This window comes from Pseudomonas sp. LBUM1678, assembly GCF_059695575.1.
Genome location: NZ_CP166775.1, coordinates 3571854 through 3591549, shown reverse-complemented (window position 1 = coordinate 3591549; position 19696 = coordinate 3571854). Strand labels below are relative to the sequence as shown.

Below are 19696 nucleotides of genomic sequence, written 5' to 3'. Positions count from 1 at the left end.
GATCGGTGAGTGTCAGGCGAACGCGGCGAGCAGATCCTCTTCAAACGCCTTCTGCGCATCCCCCGGCACTTGAGCGCGATGGCGCGCCAGATGAAACGCCACGTCGAAGCTCATCTCATCCCGGCGCACGGCGCGCAGCAAGCCTTTGTCTTCCCAGCTGCGGGCAAAGTGATTGGGCAAATAACCGACGTGTTTGCCGGACAGCACGAAGGCGAGGGTGCCTTCGACCTGCTCGGACCTGGCCGAACACAGCTTTCCCTGGAACGGCTCATCCATGCGCAGGAAACGATAAGGGTGATCGACCCGGTCGCACGCCTGCAAAGCCAGGTCATCCGGCGCATCGTCGGTGAACAACGGATGCCCGGGGGCGCAATACAGGTGTTGGGTTTCGGTAAACAGTTCGCGGTAGTCAAACGCGCTTTGCACTTGGGAGAAATAGCCGATCGCCAGATCCAGTCGCTGTTGCAGCAGCAGGCGTTCCATCTCGCCGGGCATGGCGCTCATCAACTCGATGCGCACTGATTCGTCACGTTCACGAAAACGCCGGATGGCATCGGCCACTTTTTGCAGCACCGATTGATCCAGAGCCTCGGACAAGCCCAGGCGCACTTCGCCGATCAGCCGACCCGCCACGCCGTTGGATTGATGACGGAACGCTTCGATGGATTCAAACAGTCCGCGCGTCGCCGTCAGCAACTGCTCGCCCTTGGGCGTGATCCTGAATCCACCCTTGCCGCGACTGCACAAGCGATAACCGAGCCGGGTTTCGAGTTTGGCCATTTGCTGGCTGATGCTCGACTGGCTCAAACCCAATTCACCCTGCGCCGCGCTGAAACCGCCGCACTCCACCACGCGGACAAATAAGCGCAGCAATTGCAGGTCGAGGTCGTGGAGTTGACCGAGCATCAAACATTACTCCGCAATAAAGTCAGGTTAACAAACTTGATATTTCGCCAATGTATCCGAGCGCGCACGCTGCAACCACTTCCTCTGGTCAGGTGTCCGTCATGGCTCCCGCATTCAAGCTGTGTTTACCCGCGCTGTTCCTCGCCATGGCCGTGTCGGCCCAAGCTGAGGAAAAGACCCTCAACCTCTACAGTTGGGCCGATTACGTGGCGCCTGAAACCTTGCAGCGTTTCGAAAAGGAAACCGGCATTCACGTGCGTTACGACACGTTCGATTCTTCGGAAGTGCTGGAAACCAAACTGCTGACCGGTGGCAGCGGCTATGACGTGGTGGTGCCGTCATCCAGCGTGTTGGCCCGTGGTTTGGCGGCCGGGGCGCTGAAGGAGATTGATCACGAAGGGCTCAAGGGCTACGCCAACCTCGACCCGGACCTGCTGGAAAAACTCGCCGCCGTCGACCCCGGCAATCGTTATGGCGTGCCGTATACCTGGGGCACGCTGGGGCTGGGGATGAACGTCGAAGCGGTGCAACAGCGCTTGCCGGGTGTGCCGCTTAACAGCCTCGACCTGCTGTTCAATCCGCAATACGCCAGCAAGTTGAAGGACTGCGGCATTGCGATTCTCGATTCGCCGCAAGAGGTGATCGGCCTGGCGTTGCACTATCTCGGTAAAGATCCCTACAGCACCGACAAGGCTGATCTGACCGCCGCCGAGGCGTTGTTGCATCAGTTGCAGCCCAATGTGCTGTACGTCGCCACCGGGCGGCAGATCAGTGATTTGGCCAATGGCAGCGTATGCCTGGCCTTGACCTACAACGGTGACGCCAGCATGGCCGCCGACCAGGCGCGCAAAGCCAACAAACCGTTCGAGGTGGCCTACCGGATTCCCAAGGAAGGCACGCTGGTCTGGCAGGACAACCTGGCGATTCCCAAGGACGCGCCGCACCCCGAAGCAGCCCGGGCGTTCATTGAATTCATGTTGCGCCCCGAATCCGTGGCGGCGCTGACCAACACGCTGTTCTTTGCCACGGCCAATCAGGCGGCGACCCCGCTGGTGGACGAAGCCGTGCGCACCGACCCGGACATCTACCCACTGGCCGACACCCGCGAACGGCTGTACGCCGACCGCAGCATGAGCCTCAAGGACATGCGCTTGCGCACTCGTCTGTGGACCACTTTCCGTAGCCGCCAATAAATAAAAAAAGGAGATCACCATGGACGTCCCGATGCAAAACGATCAGGCCATGACCCGCGACAGCCTCTTTGGTACTGCCGCCGAAAGTACCTACGCCGGTATCACCAGTTTCATGCGTCGTCGCTACAGCCGTGATTTGCGCGGCGTCGACGTGGTGGTCAGCGGTGTGCCCTTCGACACCGCCACCAGCAACCGTCCGGGTGCGCGCTTCGGACCGCGCGGGATTCGCGCCGCGTCTACCGGCATCGCCTGGGAACGCCACTGGCCGTGGACCTTTGATCCGTTCGATCATTTGGCGGTGATTGACTACGGCGATTGCGACTTCGATTACGGCTCGCCGCATTCGGTGCCGGAAAGCATCGAGGCCCACGCCGAGCACATCCTGAACGGCGGTTGCGCAATGCTGACGTTCGGCGGTGACCACTTCATCAGTTACCCGCTGCTCAAGGCTCATGCGCGCAAGCATGGTCCGCTGTCGTTGATTCACTTCGACGCCCACAGCGACACCTGGCCGGACGAAGAGGGCAAGCGCGTCGATCACGGCACGATGTTCTGGCACGCGGCCAAGGAAGGTCTGGTGGACCCGTCGCGTTCGGTGCAGATCGGTTTGCGCACCACCAATGATGATCACCAGGGCTTTGCCGTGCTGGATGCGCGGCAAGTGCATCGGCAAGGGTGTGAGGCGATTGTCGAGGCGATCCGTGCGCGGGTGGGGGATAACCCGGTGTACCTGACGTTCGACATCGATTGTCTCGACCCGGCTTTCGCACCGGGCACCGGAACGCCAGTGTGCGGCGGTTTGAGCACGGTGCAGGCGCTGGAAATACTCGGCGGGTTGCGGGGGATCAATCTGGTGGGGATGGACGTGGTGGAAGTGGCGCCGGCCTACGACCACGCGGACATTACCTCACTGGCAGCGGCGACGTTGGCGATGGAGATGCTGTGTTTGTATGCGGCCAAACATAAGGTCGACCGGTAAAACACAGTCAGAAATGTGGGAGCGAGCCTACTCGCGATGAGGCCATAACATTCAATATGTATGCTGAATGTCAGTCCGCTTTCGCGAGCAAGCCCGCTCCCACAGTCGATCTTTGGCGCTCACAAAATAGTGGGCTCACAGTAGATACCAATGTGGGAGCGAGCCTGCTCGCGATGAGGCCATTACATTTAGCATTGATGTCGAATGTAAGTCCGCTATCGCGAGCAGGCTCGCTTGTATGTTTAGACTTGAAGGGGTGGGCGGGACTACAGACTCGATTCTGACTCTGACCAGTACAGACCGTGGGAGACTTCTCGTCCCGCCCCTTCTACCCAAAGCGCCGATAAGGAATTCATCGGTAAACCGACGATAGAGACAAGCCAGCGCAACGGTAGACCCCAACAAGCACTTAAACCCTAGCTCCGAGGATTTGTCATGACAATCCTTACTTCGCAGACGGTTGTTGGTATCGATATCGCCAAGGCCCAAATTGCTGTCTATCGCACCGACCTGCAAATCATTCAAGACATCAAGAACGATCGAACCACCCTTAAACGTTGGCTTAAAACCCTGCCCGCCCAAAGCGCTATCGCCGTTGAAGCCACCAACATTTACCACCTGGACACGGTTGAGTTGGCTCATGAAATGGGTCATCAGGTCTACGTGGTGGACGCTTATCGGGTAAGTCATTACCGCCGTGGCGTCGGACAACGAGCCAAGAATGATCCCTGCGATGCGCGTTTGCTGGCGCGTTACTTGGAGAATGAACAAACCAAACTGCGGGTCTGGAGCCCGCCACCCAAGGCCTACAGCTCACTGAAAAGCCTTCTCCATAGACGTGCAACGCTGATCCAGAACCATGCTGGGCTGATGTTGAGTTGGGCCAATGAACCCTTGTTGAAGAAAGTGCAGGCCGCTCAGCAGAAGGCATTCAAGCAAGCGGATCAGGCTATTCAGAAACTGCTGCGCAAGGTCAGCAAAGAGGCAGGGATTGAGGCGAATATTGATCGCTGCAAAGCCATAGAAGGCGTTGGGGAGCTGACCGCAACGGGGTTAGCGACGACTTTTATGCGGGGCGATTTTGCGAACAGCGATGCGTTCATCGCATTCCTGGGAATGGACTTGGCAGTCGACGATTCCGGCAAGAAGAATGGGCGGCGGTACCTGACCAAAAAAGGAGATCCGGAGGTTCGTCGTTTGGCTTACAACGCCGCAATGGCGGCGTGTCGCTCGTCTAAATGGAAGCCGTTTTACGAGGCATACCTGGCTAGAGGCTTCTCGAAAACCCAGGCTTTGGTCGCCTTGGCCCGAAAGCTCTGTCGGGTGGCATTTGCCCTGATGAAAAATCAGAGCGAATACCTGTCAGCCTGAGAATTCAGGGTTGCCGGGCAACATAGAATCTCCCACAGTTTGATCTGTGTCAGGCCACTGGGATGGATGGCAGGTCGAGGGTCTCAGCACCGGTGAACCGCGCTGCCGAACCGGCAATCGTTTCATGCGGTACGCCCTTCGGCACACCACTGACCTCATCAAGCCGTGACAATTGCTCGGCGCTCAACTGCACGTTCAACGCACCCAGCGTCGCATCCAGTTGCTCACGGGTACGCGAACCCAGAATCGGAATCAGTGCTGTCGTTGAGCGCTTGGCCTTTTCCCGCAACCAGGCAATGGCGACATGGGTCGGCGTGGCCCCAAGTTCGGCCGCCACCGCGAGCAACGTGTCGAGCAGGGCGGTTTCGTGGGCGCTTTTCTCGGTGTGAATCAGCATGCCGAGTTTGGCGGCGCGATTGTTCTCATCACTGCTGCGGTATTTGCCCGTGAGGAACCCGCCACCCAGCGGCGACCAGATAGTAGCGGCCAGCCCGAGCGCTTCGGCCATCGGCAGCAGCTCACGTTCGGCGGTGCGTTCGGCCAGGCTGTATTCGGCCTGAATGGCCGCAATCGGCGCAAAGCCACGTACTTCGGCCAGCACGTCGGCGCGAGCGATGCGCCAGGCCGGGAAGTTCGACAACCCGGCGTAGTGAATCTTGCCGGCACGCACCAGATCGTCGAAGCCACGCAAGATCTCTTCCATTGGCGTCACGCCGTCGCTGATGTGGGCCCAGAACAGGTCGATGTGATCGATGTTGAGCCGTTTCAGGCTCTCTTCCACGGCCCGAACCATGTTCTTACGGCTGTTACCGGTGTGGGAAATGCCCGCGGCGGGCGTAGTACCCATGGTGTATTTGGTGGCGATGACCAGGCGATCTCGTTCCGGCGCGATGAACTCGCTGAGCATGGATTCCGACTGGCCGGCCTGATAACCGTTGGCGGTGTCGATGAAGTTGCCGCCGGCTTCCAGGTAACCATCGAAAATGCGCTTGGCTTCGTCACGCTCGGCGCCATGGCCCCAGCCGGTGCCGAAGTTACCGGCGCCCAGCGCCAGTTCCGAAACCCGCAAGCCGGTTTTGCGGCCGAAGACTTTGTAATGCATGAGGTGACTCCTGAAGAACGACGCCGGGGTTAATTTAAATGTCCATCAACATGTATTTAATATGATGCGAGTAATATTGGTCGTCAAGGTGCATTTGCATTTAGGGCAAAAGGGCCGACCACCGGGCTTAATACAATCTCCAGTCGAGCAAGAACCTGTGGTGAGGGAGCTTGCTCCCGCTTGAGTGCGTAGCACTCACAAAAATCTGTGTTGCTGTCACATCTTGGGGCCGCTACGCAGCCCAGCGGGAGCAAGCTCCCTCGCCACAAAGTTGGTGTGCCTGAAGATCCGCGCTTAAGTGAGCAGCATTACGATCACTGAAGATTTGCTCCTGCCAGTTTCTGACAGCAGCCTCTGCTAAGCTCCGGCGACTTTTCAGGACAGAGCCTGCCGATCGTGTCGCGTACCACTCGTTTACTCACGTTGCTGCAAGTGCTGCGAGGTAAAAGTCGTCCGGCCACCGCCGCGACGCTCGCCGGTGAACTGGAGATTTCCGAACGCACGCTGTATCGCGACATCGCCGAACTGACCGCGCTGGGCGCCCCGATCTTCGGTGAGGCGGGAGTCGGTTATGTGTTGCGCAGCGGTTTGTTCCTGCCGCCCCTGATGCTCAATGCTGACGAAACCGAAGCCATCGTGCTGGGTTTGCGTTACGTGGATCAGCGTGGCGACGAGGTGTTGAGCAAAGCCGCGGCCGACGCGTTGGCGAAGATTGCTGCCGTGTTGGCCCCTGAAGCTCAAGATGCATTGCGCAACCCGACGGTGCTGCCGGGCCCGCGCGGCTACGGTTATCCGCAAAATGCAGTGCCGTTGAACGTGTTTCGCCAAGCGATCCGCGATCAGTCCAGGCTGAGCATAGACTATGCGGATGCCCATCAGGTGCCCAGTCAGCGGCTGATCTGGCCATTGGCGCTGGGCTTTCTCAATGAAGTGCGGATCATTGTCGCCTGGTGTGAATTGCGCGGAGCCTATCGCACGTTTCGCACCGACCGGATTTCCGCCGCCCATGAACAGGGCGAACGCTATCCGGGGCGGCGCAGCGACCTGTTGCGCACCTGGCGCAAGCAAATGCAACTGGATGAAGCGGGGCGTTTCACTCCTGACAAGAACTGACACAGACCTGTTCTAGCATGGCGCCAGAATCAATAAACAAGGAGCCGCACCCATGTCCAATCCAGCCTCTTCACTGGCACCCGCCATCGCCGCCTACATTGCCGCCGCCAATGCCCGCGACACCTCGCGGGTCGGCAGTTTTTTTGCTGAGGATGCCAACGTGTTCGATGAGGGTCAGCACCGGATCGGCACGCAAGCCATCGCCCAATGGATGCAAGACACTGCGCAACGTTATGAACCACGGGTCGAAGTGCTCGACGTTCAGCTGCGCACCGGCAAAGTGCTGGTACACAACCTGATTTCCGGGACGTTTCCCGGCAGTCCCCTGGAACTGCGCTACATGTTTCGCCTCAACGAACAGGGCAAGATCGCCCGGCTAGACATCTCGCTATAAACCGAACGCAACCTTTGTAGCAGCTGCCGAAGGCTGCGTTCGGCTGCGCAGCAGTCGTAAATCCGGGTCCCGCAGATTATCTGACAGACCGTAGTGCCTGAATTTGCGACCGCTTCGCGATCGAACGCAGGCTCCGCCAGCTGCTACAGGAAAACGTATACTCCCGCGCATGAATGTCGACTCTCCCTTAAGCGCCTGGCAACACGCCATCGAACAGAAGGGTTTCGTCCAGGACGAAGCCCAGGAACATGCCGTGTGGGCGCTGCAAAAATGCCACGAAGCCTTGCATGAAGGCCGCACGCCGGTCACCGGCGTTTACCTTTGGGGCCCGGTCGGGCGGGGCAAGACCTGGTTAATGGACCAGTTCTACGAAAACCTCAAGGTCCCGGCCCGGCGGCAGCACTTTCACCACTTCATGGGATGGGTGCATCAGCGCTCGTTCCAGCTGACCGGCACCGCCGACCCGTTGAAGGCACTGGCCCGTGAGTTGAGCGAGGAAGTGCGGGTGTTGTGTTTCGATGAACTGTTCGTCAACGACATTGGCGACGCGATCATTCTCGGGCGCTTGTTTCAGGTGATGTTCGAGCAGGGCGTGGTGGTGGTGTGCACCTCCAATCAGCCACCGGACCAGCTATACGCCGATGGCTTCAACCGCGACCGTTTCATGCCCGCCATCGAGGCGATCAAAAAGCACATGCAGGTGATCGCGGTGGACGGCAGCGAAGACCATCGCCTGCATCCCGGCGCTGCTCTGCAACGTTACTGGGTGACGGCGCCTGGGCAGCCCAGCGCGCTCGGTGATGTGTTCAAGGCGCTGACCGCCGGCCAGTCGCTGTCCGACGAACCGATCACGGTCGGTTACCGTTCAGTCAACGTGGTGCAGGCCAGTGCCACCGTGCTTTGGTGCCGCTACGCCGATCTGTGCGAACAACCGTTTGCGGCGATGGACTTCATGGCGCTGTGCGACACCTTCAGCGCTATTCTGTTGAGTGACGTGCCCAACCTCAGCGCTCAGAAACGCGAAGGACGCATCGCCCGAGGCACCGAAGACGGGGCCGAACGAGTGGTGGCCGGTGATCGCGAGCTGCCGCAATTGTCGGTGCATGACGACGGTGTCCGGCGTTTCATTGCCCTGGTGGACGAATGCTACGACCGCAAGGTGCCGTTGTACCTCGAAGCGCAGGTGCCGATGGCGACGTTGTACACCGAGGGTTATCTGGAATTCCCGTTCCGCCGCACGTTAAGCCGATTACAGGAAATGCAGCTGCAGCGTTTCGCCGAAGCCTAATTGCCGGGAGCCGCGAAGATGAATCAGCCCCTGTCTCACCATTTGCTGACCATGGCTTATCAGAATGCCTGGGCCAATTACCGACTCGCCAAGGCCTGGAATCGGTTGACCCCGGCCGAACTGGCAGCCCCGCGCGTCAGCTTCTTCCCAAGCCTGATCGCCACCCTCAACCACATCCTGACCTGCGACTGGTTTTACGTGGATGCGCTGGAGCGGGAGTTGCGCGGTGACGATCCGCACCCTGATTGCTATGTGTTCTTCACCGAGGACGAACCGTTCGCGGCGGGCGCCGATCTGCAGCGCGAACAAGCGCATGTCGATCGTCGCCTGATTGCTTACTGCGAACAATTGCGCGACGCCGACCTGGGGCGAATCGTGACCATCGCCCGGGACACGCCGCAACATGACAGCCGTTTGCGCATGCTGTCCCACCTGTTCGAGCACCAGCTTCATCATCGCGGTCAGGTTCACGCCATGCTCAGCGACACTTCGGTCAAGCCGCCGCAACTGGACGAGTTTTTCTGTGCCGGTGAATCGCGTTTGAGGGCCGAGGATTTCGCCGAATTGGGCTGGACCGAAACGCTGATCTGGGGCGTTTGAGACAGGTTCGGGTTGTCGACGATGGCGCCTCGCGATAATGTCCGTCGACCTTCCGACGCGACAGACGCGCCGGGACAACTTGACGGGACGTTGACGATGGAAATGGAATCCGCAGAAATTCTGGTACTTCAGGCCAGCTACACCAATCCGCTGCATGCCGAGGCCATCGGTGTGGTGCTCAATGCGTATGCTGAAGACCCGATGGGCGGCGGGCAGCCATTGCCCGAAGACATCCTGCAACAACTGCCGGGAGAACTGGCCAAGCGTCCTCATGCGTTCAGCGTACTGGCGTTTGTCCGCGGCGAGCCGGCCGGGCTGGTCAACTGTTTCGAAGGGTTCTCGACGTTCGCCTGTCGGCCGCTGGTCAACGTCCACGATGTGTCGGTAGCGCCGAAGTTTCGCGGTTTGGGGTTGAGCCAGAAGATGCTGCAAAAGGTTGAAGACATCGCTCGTCAACGGGGTTGCTGCAAGATCACCCTGGAAGTCCTCGAAGGCAATGCCGTCGCGCAGGCCTCTTATGACAAATTCGGATTTGCGCCCGGCATGTTCGACCCGGCCCATGGCCGAATGCTGTTCTGGACCAAGGAGCTTTAACGGCAGATGAACAGCCTCGATGGCGCGCAGGGCAGGGCACTCATGGCAGACAAACCGTGGACGATTTTCCTGATCTTCCTGCGTCTGGGGCTGACCTCATTTGGCGGCCCCGTCGCGCATCTGGGCTATTTTCGCAGTGAATTCGTGCAGCGTCGGCGCTGGCTGAGCGAAGCCGCTTACGCCGAATTGATCGCCCTGTGCCAGTTTCTACCGGGCCCGGCGAGCAGTCAGGTGGGCATGGCGCTGGGACTGGCCCGTGGCGGCTATGCGGGGGCATTGGCGGCGTGGGCGGGTTTCACCTTGCCCTCGGCGCTGATCCTCACGCTGTTGGCGTTCGCCATCACCTACGGTGGCTGGGCCTTACCGGCCGGTTTGATTCACGGGCTGAAAATTGTCGCCGTTGCCGTGGTTGCCCAGGCCGTGTGGGGAATGGCCCGCACGTTATGCCGAGGTCCGGTGCGTGTGGGCATCATGCTGGTGGCAACTGTCGGGGTGTTGCTCTGGCCTGCGTTCGGTGGACAGATGACGGTGATGGCCGTGGCGGCGCTGATCGGGTTGGCTTTGCTACAGAACGCAGATGGAGCGCAACGGGAGGGCTTGTCGATTCGGGTCAGCCGCCGGGCAGGCTGGCTGGCGCTCGGTCTGTTCGTGGTCCTGTTGCTGGTTTTGCCGCTGATTGCGCACCGCTGGCCGGACTCGTTGATCAACATGTTCGACGGTTTCTACCGCACGGGAGCGCTGGTGTTCGGCGGTGGCCACGTCGTGTTGCCGCTGTTGCAAAGTCAGGTGGTGAGCACAGGGTTGCTGAGCAATGACGTGTTTCTCGCCGGTTACGCCGCCGCTCAAGCGATGCCCGGGCCGTTGTTCACGTTCGCGGCGTTTCTGGGCGGGTCCATCAGCGGTTGGAGTGGTGCGCTGGTGTGCGTCGTGGCGATTTTCCTGCCGTCGCTGCTGTTGGTGATCGGCGTGCTGCCGTTCTGGCAGCGCTTGCGTGGCAATGGCCGGGTGCAAGCGGCGCTGGCCGGGGTGAATGCCGGGGTGGTCGGGTTGTTGCTGGCCGCGTTGTATCAGCCGTTGTGGACCACCTCGATCCTCAGCCCGCTGGATGTGCTGTTGGCGATGCTGGCGTTGATGGCGCTGCTGGTCTGGCGATGCCCACCGTGGTTGCTGGTGCTGTTGGGCGGTATTTTTGGTGTGCTGCTGGGGGCCTGAAACGGGCACAAAAAGGCGTCCATCAGGACTAATGCCAGTCAGTTAAGCCGTAACGCGGTCTTCGTAGCAGCTGGCGAAGCCTGCGTTCGGCTGCGTAGCAGTCGTAAAATCAGACGATGCGGTGTTTCAGATGAACCGCAAACTCAGGTTTTACGACTGCTTCGCAGCCGAACGCAGGCTTCGCCAGCTGCTACAAAATTGCGTTGCCGCAGAAATTGCTTAACTGATCGGCATTAGTCCATCAGGACGCCCGGTTGACAGCGTTTAGTTCGGCCGATAGGTTTCGGTCACTTGTGCGGTTTGATCGTTCGGAACCCTCAGTTCAATAGATCTGGTTTCGACGCCATTAGCCTGCTGTTGTTTAAGTCGCAGGGTTTCGAAGTAATACCTCATGCGCTCGGCGCCGCCTTCAGCAAAGGCAGCGGTCGAGCCGAACATCATCAGACTGGCGAGGATCAACGCGGTACGTTTCATGGTGTGCCTCCCACTACGGATATCGGGTGCCTTTCGTCCATGAACCAATGTTGCCGGGACATTATCCGCCGATTCCGCTATTTGGGAATTAACCGCCTCAGAGCTTCCAGTCCAGGCTCAGGGTGACCGTGCGCGGGTCGCCCCAATAGACGCCGTTGTAGAACCCGACGTTGTCGTAATACTTTTTGTCGAACAGGTTGTCGACGTTCAGCGAAGCCGACAGGTGCTTGTCGAACTCGTAACGCGACATCAGTTTGACCACGGTGTACGCCTCCTGGCGGATGTTGGTGCTGGCGGTGATGATTTCGCCATTGGCACCACGGCCGACCGGGCGTCTGGCGGCACGGTAGACGTCGCTTTGCCAGTTCACCGCGCCGCCCACGGTCAGTGCCTGCCAGTCGCCGGGCAGGCGATAGGCCGTAGAGAAGCGCAACATGTTCAACGGCTGGGCGGTGTTGTTGCGCTGCTTCTCGCCATTGACCGAGTGGGTGTAGGTGTAGCCGGCGGTCATGTTCCAGCCCGCCATGACTTCGCCGGAGACCTCGGCTTCGAAGCCCTGAACCTTGTTGCCCTTGCCCCCCGACTTGAAGAATTCCTCATTGGTGACCGGGTCCGGTGGCACCGAGTCGTCGCGTTCGGCGACGTTGTCCTGCTTGCTCCAGAACACCGCCGTCGCGAGGTTGAGTCGCTCCTCCAGCAGGCTTCCCTTGAGCCCCAGCTCATAGTTGCTGCCGACCACTGGCTCGAGGTATTTGCGATTGCTATCGCGTTCGTCCTGCGGCTTGAAAATGTCGGTGTAGCTGACGTACATCGTGTATTCAGGTGTGAGGTCGTAGAGCAGACCGGCGTACGGCGTCCACATGTCGTTGTGCTGCTGACTGGTGGTTTCGACACTGGTCAGTTGCAGGTTGCCGTCGTACTTGTTGGCCTTATTCGAAATTTCCCAGGTGCCGTAGCGACTGCCGAGTACCGCGTGCAGGTCGTCGGTCAGGGTCAGGCGAGTGGCCAGGTAACCGGCCTTTTGCCGGGTGCTTTCATCGGAGCCTTTGAGGCCGGTGACGGTGTCGGGGAATTTTGGAATGCCGCCCATGTATTTCCAGTCGGGGACTTTCTCGTAATCCGATGACCGTGCGCCATCTACCGTGTAAGGGTTGTTTTCGCTTCGTTCGGCTTCGCCATAGCCGATCATCATTTCGTGCTCACGCCCGAACAGCGAATAAGGGCCGGACACGTTGAAGTCATAGGCCTTCATTTTTTCTGTGCCGATCATGTGGCTGACGTTGGCGGACATGCCGCTGCGATCCGCCTCGGGGAAGCCGCCACCGCCGTAGTAAATCTTGCCGTCGGTGTCACTCTCGCGGTGGGTGTAGGCAGCCTTGAGCTGCCAACCGGCGCCCAGTTGCTGGTTGAGCGTGGCGAACGCGGTCTTGTCCTTCAGCGGCCAGGAACTCCACGGCGTGGCCATGTTGGTGGAGCGCCCGAGGTTGGCTTTGCTGCCGTCAGCGTTCCAGTAGGGCACGGTGCCCCAGGAAGTGCCTTGCACCTGCTTGTCCTGATAGTCGTAACCCACGGCCAGCACGGTGTCGTCGGTCAGGTCGGCTTCGAGAATCCCGTAGCCGACTTCCCGTTGCAGCGCGTACTTGTCACGGTAGGAACCGCTGTCGCGATAGGCCAGCACCCCGCGACCGCGCAGGCGCCCGTCGAAGGCCAGCGGTCCGCCGACGTCGACATAACTGTAGTAATCGTCATAGCTACCACCGCTGACACCGGTCTGGGCCTCCCATTGCGCGGTCGGCCGTTTGCGCACCATGTTGATCGTCGCAGACGGATCGCCGGCGCCCGTGGTCAGGCCGGTCGCGCCGCGAACCACTTCGATGCGGTCGTAGATGATCGTGTCGGAATCGGACTTCATGTAGCCGAAGGTGTTAAGCATCCCGTCGATCTGGAAATTGTTGATCGGGTAACCGCGGGACGAATAACTGATGCGGTCCGAGTCGTTGTGCTGAACCACCACGCCGGTGGTCTGGCTCATGGCTTCGGAGAGCGTGCCGAGTTTGAAGTCGTCCATCTGCTGGCGCGTGACCACGGACACCGATTGCGGCGTTTCCTTGATCGACAGGTTCAGCCGCGTCGCGGTGCTCATGGCGCCGGTGGTGTACGACTCTGTGCTTTCGGTGGTGCTGCCCAATCCCTGGGCGGTCACATTGGTGGCGCCCAGTTCAAGGGTGCGGCTCGGCGCTTGGTCGGGGACGGTTTCAGCCAGCAGATCTGGACTCAGGGCAGCACTGCACAGGCCCAGGGTAAAGGTCATGGAACGGGTGATAGGCGCGAACATCGCAGCCGACTCCTTGTCTTCGAGGGAAAAATTCCGTTTGTTCAAAGACGAAGGGGGGAGAGGGGATTTAGTTCTAAACGAGAATAATTGTTATTTTAAGAAGTTTCGGAAGTGGCTTTGAATGCAGAAGAAAGTTGGAAACACGAGACCTGTAGCAGCTGGCGAAGCCTGCGTTCGGCTGCGCAGCAGTCGTAAAATCAGACAATGCGGTATTTCAGCAATACCGCATGCACAGGTTTCACGACTGCTGCGCAGCCGAACGCAGGCTTCGCCAGCTGCTACAAGGTGTGCGTTAGAGCCATGCTCTAGTTATGCGCAACTTCCGGATCGCCAGGCTTGCCCTTGGGCTTCATCAGGCTGAAGTCGATCAACGGACGCGATTGACGCTCATACGGATTGCCGATCATCAACGGACGCGGCTTGAAGCTGTCGCTGACCAGGCTCTTGCTGCGGTCCAGTTCATCGAAGCTCAGGCCCGCCAGATCCGCCCAGGTGTGGATCAGGTGCGAGCTGCTGTAAGGCCGCGCCAGGTCAGCGGCAAAACTCCAGTCGTGGGTTTCACGCCATTTCGGCGAAGCCCATGCCATGAACGGAATGGTGTACATCGGCGCCGTCGGCTTGGCTTCGTTACGCCCCAGCGTACTGTGGCCCGCGGAATCGAAGACGTCTTCGCCGTGGTCCGAGAGGTACATCAGGAAGCCGTTCGGATCGGACTTGGCGTAGTCCTTGATCAGGCTCGACACCACGAAGTCGTTGTACAACACCGCGTTGTCGTAGCTGTTGTACGTCGGCACCTGATCGTCACGCACGCCTTCAGGCACACCTTTGCGATCGGTGAACTTGTTGAAGGTTGGCGGGTAACGGTACTGATAGCTCATGTGCGTACCGAGCAAATGCACAACGATCAGCTTGCGCGGGGCGGCGTCTGCCAGTGCCTTGTTGAACGGCGCGATGACGTCGCCGTCGTACTGCGCGGCGTTCTGGTTGCGGTTGTTGTTCAGGTACACCTGCTCGTCAGCCTGTTCGGAGAACGTCGTGAGCATGGTGTTGCGCTTGGTCATGGTCTGCTGGTTGGTGATCCAGAAGGTCTTGTAGCCCGCCTGTTTCATCATGCTGACCAGGGACGGCGTGGACAGGTAAAGGTCCGGGTTTTCTTCGTCGGCGAAGGTCAGCACCTGCTGCAACGCCTCGATGGTGTACGGGCGCGGGGTGATGACATTGTTGAAGACCGCCATTTGATCCTTGAGCTTGTCCAGTTCCGGCGTGGTTTCACGCGGGTAACCGTAAAGGCTCATACGCTGACGGTTGGTGGACTCGCCAATCACCAGCACCAACGTCGCGGGCTGGTTGGCCATCGTGTCCTTGAGGTTTTTCAGAGGCGCGATCTTGCTGGCGCTGTCGAGCATGTCTTGCATGCCGGCCAGCGTGTCGAGGTAACGGTGATACGCCACCGCCATCTGCCAAGGCACCGCCGGCTCGATACGGGTTTCAAACTTCTCGAAGCCGCCGGCCAGGCTGCCGGTGCGTGCGGTTTGTTTGATCAGCGGGTAACCGACCACGGCCACCAGGATGGCGGTCGCGGCCACCAGCGCACGACCGCGGGGCATGTATACCGGGCGCAAGCGAGTCCACAGGAAATACGCGAACAGCGTGTGGGCGAGGAACGCCGCCACCATCCACCAGGCGAAATACTGGGTCATGTACTCGCCAGCTTCAGAGATGTTCGATTCGAACATGATGAAGATGACGCTCTGGGAAAATTCCTGCTGATAGATGAAGAAGTAACCCAGGCTGGCCATCGAACAGGCCCACAGCACCACGCCAATCAGCGCGGCCATCACCCGTGTCTGTCTAGGGAACAGCAGCATCGGCGCGAGCCAGATGGCGCTCATCACAAAGGCCTGGCGGAACCCGGTGAAACCCGAGGTGCCGGTCAGCTGAATCAGCAGTTGGGTAATGCCGGAAAAATACCAGAAGAACAGGAACAACCAGAGAAGTCCTGCCCAATCGAAACCTTTCGCAGTCGTAGTGCTGCGTTTGAACACAGTCATTCAGCGCTCCAAGAAATCACGTCGACACGTCGGGAGCCTTCCATGTTGCCGACGAACGGAAGCCGCACGGATACCGAGCGGCCATAATGAGCCGGAGTATCAACAGGACGATGTGAAAACTTTGTGAGTCGCCGCAAACGGCAAGGCAGGGAAGCGGTGTCGGAAACAGCAGAGGGCTGTTTCCGAATCAAGCGAGGGGATCAGGCGTGTGGAGCGCCCTGAGTGACGACGGGCAATGGCTGAGTCGAGGAGCTTTGTGTGATTAAGCGCAGCTGCGCGAGCTCCTGTTTCAACAGGTCGCGCTCTTCTTTCAACTGGCGCAATTCATCACGACGGATCGTGACGTAAAGGGTTTGTGCTGGCCGTGCTGCTTGTACTATGCCCATTGCTCACCTCGCAAATGGCTGTCTCAACTGTAAATCCGCCCCGACATCGGTGCTTATTTACTATCGGCGCCAATCTTGATTTCTTTTGCCCCTGAAGGGAACTTTTTTATTTTTCATGGTCGCTGTGTCTTCGGTGCGATTTCCGACGTTATCAATCAGGATCGGGCACAATGCCCGGAAACTTCACGCCGACGCTCTGGACTAACCCACATTAGTCGCGTTGGGCTATAACCTTTGACACACATTATTTGTAGTAGGGAGCATCAGCACATGCAACTCGGGATTATTGGACTGGGCCGCATGGGCGGAAATATTGCGCGTCGCCTGATGCTCAACGGGCATACCACCGTTGTTTACGACCGCAATACCGCCTTTGTCGACACCCTGGCCGCAGAAGGCGCCAAGGGCGTCATCGACCTGCCGGCGCTGGTCACAGGCCTGGCCAAGCCACGTGCGGTATGGGTCATGCTGCCGGCCGGCGCGCCGACCGAAGACACCATCGACACCCTGAGCACTTTGCTCGAAGCCGGCGATACCATCATCGACGGCGGTAACACCTTCTATAAGGACGACATCCGCCGGGCGAAAACCCTGTCGGAGAAAGGCCTGCACTACATCGACGTCGGCACGTCCGGCGGCGTCTGGGGCCTGGAGCGCGGTTACTGCATGATGATCGGCGGCGAAGCCGAGGTGGTGAAACGCCTTGATCCGCTGTTCGACAGCCTGGCACCGGGCATGGGCGACATCCCTCGCACCAAGGACCGCAAGTCGGAAGATGATCGCGCCGAGCGCGGTTACATCCACGCCGGTCCCGCAGGCTCTGGCCATTTCGTGAAGATGATCCACAACGGCATCGAATACGGAATGATGCAGGCCTTCGCCGAAGGCTTCGACATCCTCAAGACCAAGGCCAGCACCAACCTGCCGGAAGACCAGCGTTTTGACCTGAACGTGGCTGACATCGCCGAAGTCTGGCGCCGTGGCAGCGTGGTGTCGTCGTGGTTGCTCGACCTGACCGCCGACGCGCTGGCCAGCGATCCGAAGCTCGACGGTTACTCAGGTTCGGTGGCTGACAGCGGTGAAGGCCGCTGGACCATCGAAGCCGCCATGGAGCAATCGGTGCCCGTGCCGGTGCTGTCGAACTCGCTGTTCTCCCGCTACCGTTCGCGTGGCCAGGGCACCTTCGGCGACAAGATTCTCTCGGCCCAGCGCTTCGGCTTCGGCGGCCATGTGGAGACTGCGAAAAAATGACGCGTCTGATCCGCAATAAATCCAAGGCAGAACCCGCACCACCGACCACGCTGTTCCTGTTCGGTGCCCATGGTGACCTGGTCAAGCGCTTGCTGATGCCGGCGCTGTACAACCTGAGTCGCGACGGTCTGCTTGGCGATGGACTGCGGATCATCGGCGTTGACCACAACGCCATCACCGACGAAGCCTTTGCGCAGAAGCTCGAAGATTTCATTCGGACCGAGGCGGCCACCAAAGTCGGCAAGGGCGATGAAGCCCTTGACCCGGCGCTGTGGGCGAAACTGGCCAAAGGCATCAGCTACGTTCAGGGCGACTTCCTGGACGACAGCACTTATCAAGCGCTGGCGGCGAAAATCGCCGCCAGCGGCACGGGCAATGCGGTGTTCTACCTGGCCACCGCGCCACGTTTCTTCAGTGAAGTGGTGCGCCGTCTCGGTGCTGCCGGCTTGCTGCAAGAGACACCCGAAGCCTTCAGAAGGGTGGTGATCGAAAAACCCTTCGGCTCCGATCTGCACACCGCTGAAGCGTTGAACGCGTGTCTGCTCAAGGTGATGTCGGAGAACCAGATCTACCGGATTGATCACTACCTGGGCAAGGAAACCGTGCAGAACATTCTGATCAGCCGGTTCTCCAACAGCCTGTTCGAAGCGTTCTGGAACAACCATTACATCGACCACGTTCAGATCACCGCCGCTGAAACCGTCGGCGTGGAAACCCGTGGCAGTTTTTATGAGCACACCGGCGCCCTGCGGGACATGGTGCCCAATCACCTGTTCCAGTTGCTGGCGATGGTGGCGATGGAACCGCCGGCAGCCTTTGGCGCCGATGCGGTCCGTGGCGAGAAAGCCAAAGTAGTCGGGGCGATACGTCCATGGTCCACGGAAGAGGCGCGGGCCAACTCGGTGCGCGGCCAATACGCAGCCGGCGAACTCGATGGCAAATCCTTGGCCGGTTATCGCGAGGAAGGCAACGTAGCGCCGGACAGCAATACCGAAACCTACGTTGCGCTGAAAGTCATGATCGACAACTGGCGTTGGGTCGGCGTGCCGTTCTACCTGCGCACCGGCAAGCGCATGAGCGTGCGTGACACCGAGATCGTCATTTGCTTCAAGCCTGCGCCGTACGCGCAGTTCCGCGATACCGAGGTCGATGAGTTGCAACCGACCTACCTGCGGATCCAGATTCAACCCAACGAAGGCATGTGGTTCGACCTGTTGGCCAAGCGGCCCGGGCCGGCCCTGAAAATGGCCAATATCGAGTTGGGTTTTGCCTACAAGGATTTCTTTGAAATGCAGCCGTCCACCGGCTACGAGACGCTGATCTACGATTGCCTGACCGGCGATCAGACGCTGTTCCAGCGGGCCGACAACATCGAGAACGGCTGGCGCGCCGTGCAGCCATTCCTCGATGCCTGGCAGCAGGACGCGAGCGTGCAGCCTTATCCGGCCGGCGAGAACGGACCGCAGGCGGCTGATGAGCTGCTGGCCCGCGACGGGCGCGTCTGGCACAGCCTCGGATGAGTGACGTCACGCAACAACCCATCCGTTTTCTGCTGAGCGACATGGACGGCACGTTGCTGCTGCCCGATCACACGCTCAGTCAGCGCACTATTGAGGCCGTCCGATCCTTACGCGCGGCCGGCGTGCTGTTCAGCCTGGCCACCGGGCGTCCACCGAAAGCCATGCTGCAGCAGATCGAGGCCCTCGGTGTTGACTTGCCGACGGCGGCGTTCAATGGCGGCACAATCGTCAATCCGGACGGCAGTTTGCTGGTCGCGCATTATTTGCCGGCCACGGCTGCGCTGACGGCATTGGCACTGTTTGCCGATCAGCCGGACGTTGAAGTCTGGGTGTTCAGTGGCGGCGACTGGTTGCTGAAAGACCCGACCGGGCCGATGGTTCCGCGCGAGCAGCACGGCCTCGGTTATCCGCCGGTGGTGGTCGAGAGCTTCGAGCCATTTCTGACGCGCATCGACAAGATCGTTGCCACCAGCAACAACACACAGTTGTTGATCGAACTGGAAGCGCAGTTGTTGCCGAAAGTGGAAGGCCAGGCACAGGTCTCGCGGTCGCAGCCGGTGTATCTGGACGTGACGGCGATGCAGGCGAACAAGGGCGCTGCGTTGGCGACACTGGCCGAGTTTCTCGGTGTGCCGCTGGAGCAAACCGCCGCGATGGGCGATGGCGGCAATGACCCGGCGATGTTTCATTGCGCCGGGCTGTCGATCGCCATGGGGCAGGCGGAAGAGGCAGTGAAACGCCAAGCCGATGTGGTGACAGGCGCCAACACCGAAGACGGCGCGGCCCAGGCGATCGAGCGGTACATCCTCCGCCCATAAACACACAAAACCCTGTGGGAGTGAGCCTGCTCGCGATGAGGCCATGCCAGTCAACATTATTGTTGAGTGTCAGACCGCTATCGCGTGCAAGCTCGCTCCCACATTGTGG

The 19696-nt window shown here is 59.7% G+C and carries 18 protein-coding genes; 12 read left to right on the top strand and 6 right to left on the bottom strand.

Annotated features, from left to right (window positions below):
* Window positions 1–12 precede the first annotated feature (12 nt).
* Complete coding sequence (locus ACA070_RS16220) at window positions 13–906, bottom strand: LysR family transcriptional regulator (protein ID WP_497447461.1); 894 nt, start codon at window positions 904–906, stop codon at window positions 13–15.
* A gap of 101 nt (window positions 907–1007) precedes the next feature.
* On the opposite strand from ACA070_RS16220, the gene ACA070_RS16215 reads away from it, so the two are divergent.
* The 3 genes from ACA070_RS16215 to ACA070_RS16205 all read left to right on the top strand — a co-directional run bounded on the left by ACA070_RS16215 (window position 1008) and on the right by ACA070_RS16205 (window position 4449).
* A complete protein-coding gene (locus ACA070_RS16215; protein WP_497447460.1) occupies window positions 1008–2099 on the top strand; it encodes a polyamine ABC transporter substrate-binding protein in 1092 nt (363 codons plus the stop codon).
* A gap of 19 nt (window positions 2100–2118) precedes the next feature.
* Window positions 2119–3078, top strand: coding sequence for an agmatinase (gene speB / locus ACA070_RS16210; RefSeq protein WP_497447459.1), 960 nt, complete (start codon window positions 2119–2121; stop codon window positions 3076–3078).
* A gap of 435 nt (window positions 3079–3513) precedes the next feature.
* Window positions 3514–4449, top strand: a complete 936-nt coding sequence (locus ACA070_RS16205; RefSeq protein ID WP_497447458.1) for an IS110 family transposase — start codon at window positions 3514–3516, stop codon at window positions 4447–4449.
* A gap of 49 nt (window positions 4450–4498) precedes the next feature.
* Here the strand turns inward: ACA070_RS16205 and ACA070_RS16200 are convergent, their stop codons facing one another.
* The gene (locus ACA070_RS16200) at window positions 4499–5551 is read right to left on the bottom strand and encodes an aldo/keto reductase (protein WP_497447457.1); all 1053 of its coding nucleotides are present in this window, start codon (window positions 5549–5551) and stop codon (window positions 4499–4501) included.
* Between the two features lie 396 nt (window positions 5552–5947).
* Between ACA070_RS16200 and ACA070_RS16195 the strand changes: the two genes are divergently transcribed.
* From ACA070_RS16195 to chrA, 6 genes are all read left to right on the top strand, one after another.
* Window positions 5948–6664 (top strand): helix-turn-helix transcriptional regulator, encoded by a 717-nt coding sequence (locus ACA070_RS16195; RefSeq protein WP_497447456.1) that lies wholly within the window; start codon window positions 5948–5950, stop codon window positions 6662–6664.
* Between the two features lie 52 nt (window positions 6665–6716).
* Window positions 6717–7058 carry a nuclear transport factor 2 family protein gene (locus tag ACA070_RS16190; RefSeq protein ID WP_131058650.1) on the top strand — a complete coding sequence of 114 codons (342 nt, stop codon included), beginning with the start codon at window positions 6717–6719 and terminating at the stop codon, window positions 7056–7058.
* A 169-nt stretch (window positions 7059–7227) separates the two neighbouring features.
* Window positions 7228–8346 carry a cell division protein ZapE gene (zapE, locus tag ACA070_RS16185; protein ID WP_497447455.1) on the top strand — a complete coding sequence of 373 codons (1119 nt, stop codon included), beginning with the start codon at window positions 7228–7230 and terminating at the stop codon, window positions 8344–8346.
* A gap of 18 nt (window positions 8347–8364) precedes the next feature.
* Complete coding sequence (locus tag ACA070_RS16180) at window positions 8365–8946, top strand: DinB family protein (protein ID WP_497447454.1); 582 nt, start codon at window positions 8365–8367, stop codon at window positions 8944–8946.
* Between the two features lie 102 nt (window positions 8947–9048).
* Entirely contained in the window at window positions 9049–9540 is a 492-nt protein-coding gene (locus tag ACA070_RS16175) for a GNAT family N-acetyltransferase (protein ID WP_497451960.1), read from the top strand.
* A 6-nt stretch (window positions 9541–9546) separates the two neighbouring features.
* The gene (gene chrA, locus ACA070_RS16170; protein WP_497447453.1) at window positions 9547–10752 is read left to right on the top strand and encodes a chromate efflux transporter; all 1206 of its coding nucleotides are present in this window, start codon (window positions 9547–9549) and stop codon (window positions 10750–10752) included.
* A 264-nt stretch (window positions 10753–11016) separates the two neighbouring features.
* Here chrA and ACA070_RS16165 read toward each other — a convergent pair whose 3' ends face one another.
* The 4 genes from ACA070_RS16165 to ACA070_RS16150 form a co-directional block, all read right to left on the bottom strand.
* A complete protein-coding gene (locus tag ACA070_RS16165) occupies window positions 11017–11226 on the bottom strand; it encodes a hypothetical protein (protein ID WP_131058645.1) in 210 nt (69 codons plus the stop codon).
* A gap of 97 nt (window positions 11227–11323) precedes the next feature.
* Window positions 11324–13561: a TonB-dependent siderophore receptor gene (locus tag ACA070_RS16160; protein WP_497447452.1), complete on the bottom strand. Its 2238-nt coding sequence runs from the start codon at window positions 13559–13561 to the stop codon at window positions 11324–11326.
* 305 nt (window positions 13562–13866) lie between these two features.
* The gene (locus tag ACA070_RS16155; protein WP_497447451.1) at window positions 13867–15612 is read right to left on the bottom strand and encodes a phosphoethanolamine transferase CptA; all 1746 of its coding nucleotides are present in this window, start codon (window positions 15610–15612) and stop codon (window positions 13867–13869) included.
* A 200-nt stretch (window positions 15613–15812) separates the two neighbouring features.
* Entirely contained in the window at window positions 15813–15998 is a 186-nt protein-coding gene (locus ACA070_RS16150) for a DUF6026 family protein (RefSeq protein WP_497447450.1), read from the bottom strand.
* A 270-nt stretch (window positions 15999–16268) separates the two neighbouring features.
* On the opposite strand from ACA070_RS16150, the gene gnd reads away from it, so the two are divergent.
* From gnd to ACA070_RS16135, 3 genes are read left to right on the top strand one after another with little or no spacing between them, the layout of a single operon-like run.
* A complete protein-coding gene (gene gnd, locus ACA070_RS16145) occupies window positions 16269–17249 on the top strand; it encodes a phosphogluconate dehydrogenase (NAD(+)-dependent, decarboxylating) (protein ID WP_497447449.1) in 981 nt (326 codons plus the stop codon).
* Window positions 17246–18769 carry a glucose-6-phosphate dehydrogenase gene (zwf, locus tag ACA070_RS16140; RefSeq protein WP_497447448.1) on the top strand — a complete coding sequence of 508 codons (1524 nt, stop codon included), beginning with the start codon at window positions 17246–17248 and terminating at the stop codon, window positions 18767–18769. Before gnd ends, zwf begins: the two co-directional genes overlap by 4 nt.
* Window positions 18766–19587, top strand: a complete 822-nt coding sequence (locus ACA070_RS16135; protein ID WP_497447447.1) for an HAD family hydrolase — start codon at window positions 18766–18768, stop codon at window positions 19585–19587. The genes zwf and ACA070_RS16135 overlap by 4 nt, the downstream gene beginning before the upstream one ends.
* Window positions 19588–19696 lie beyond the last annotated feature (109 nt).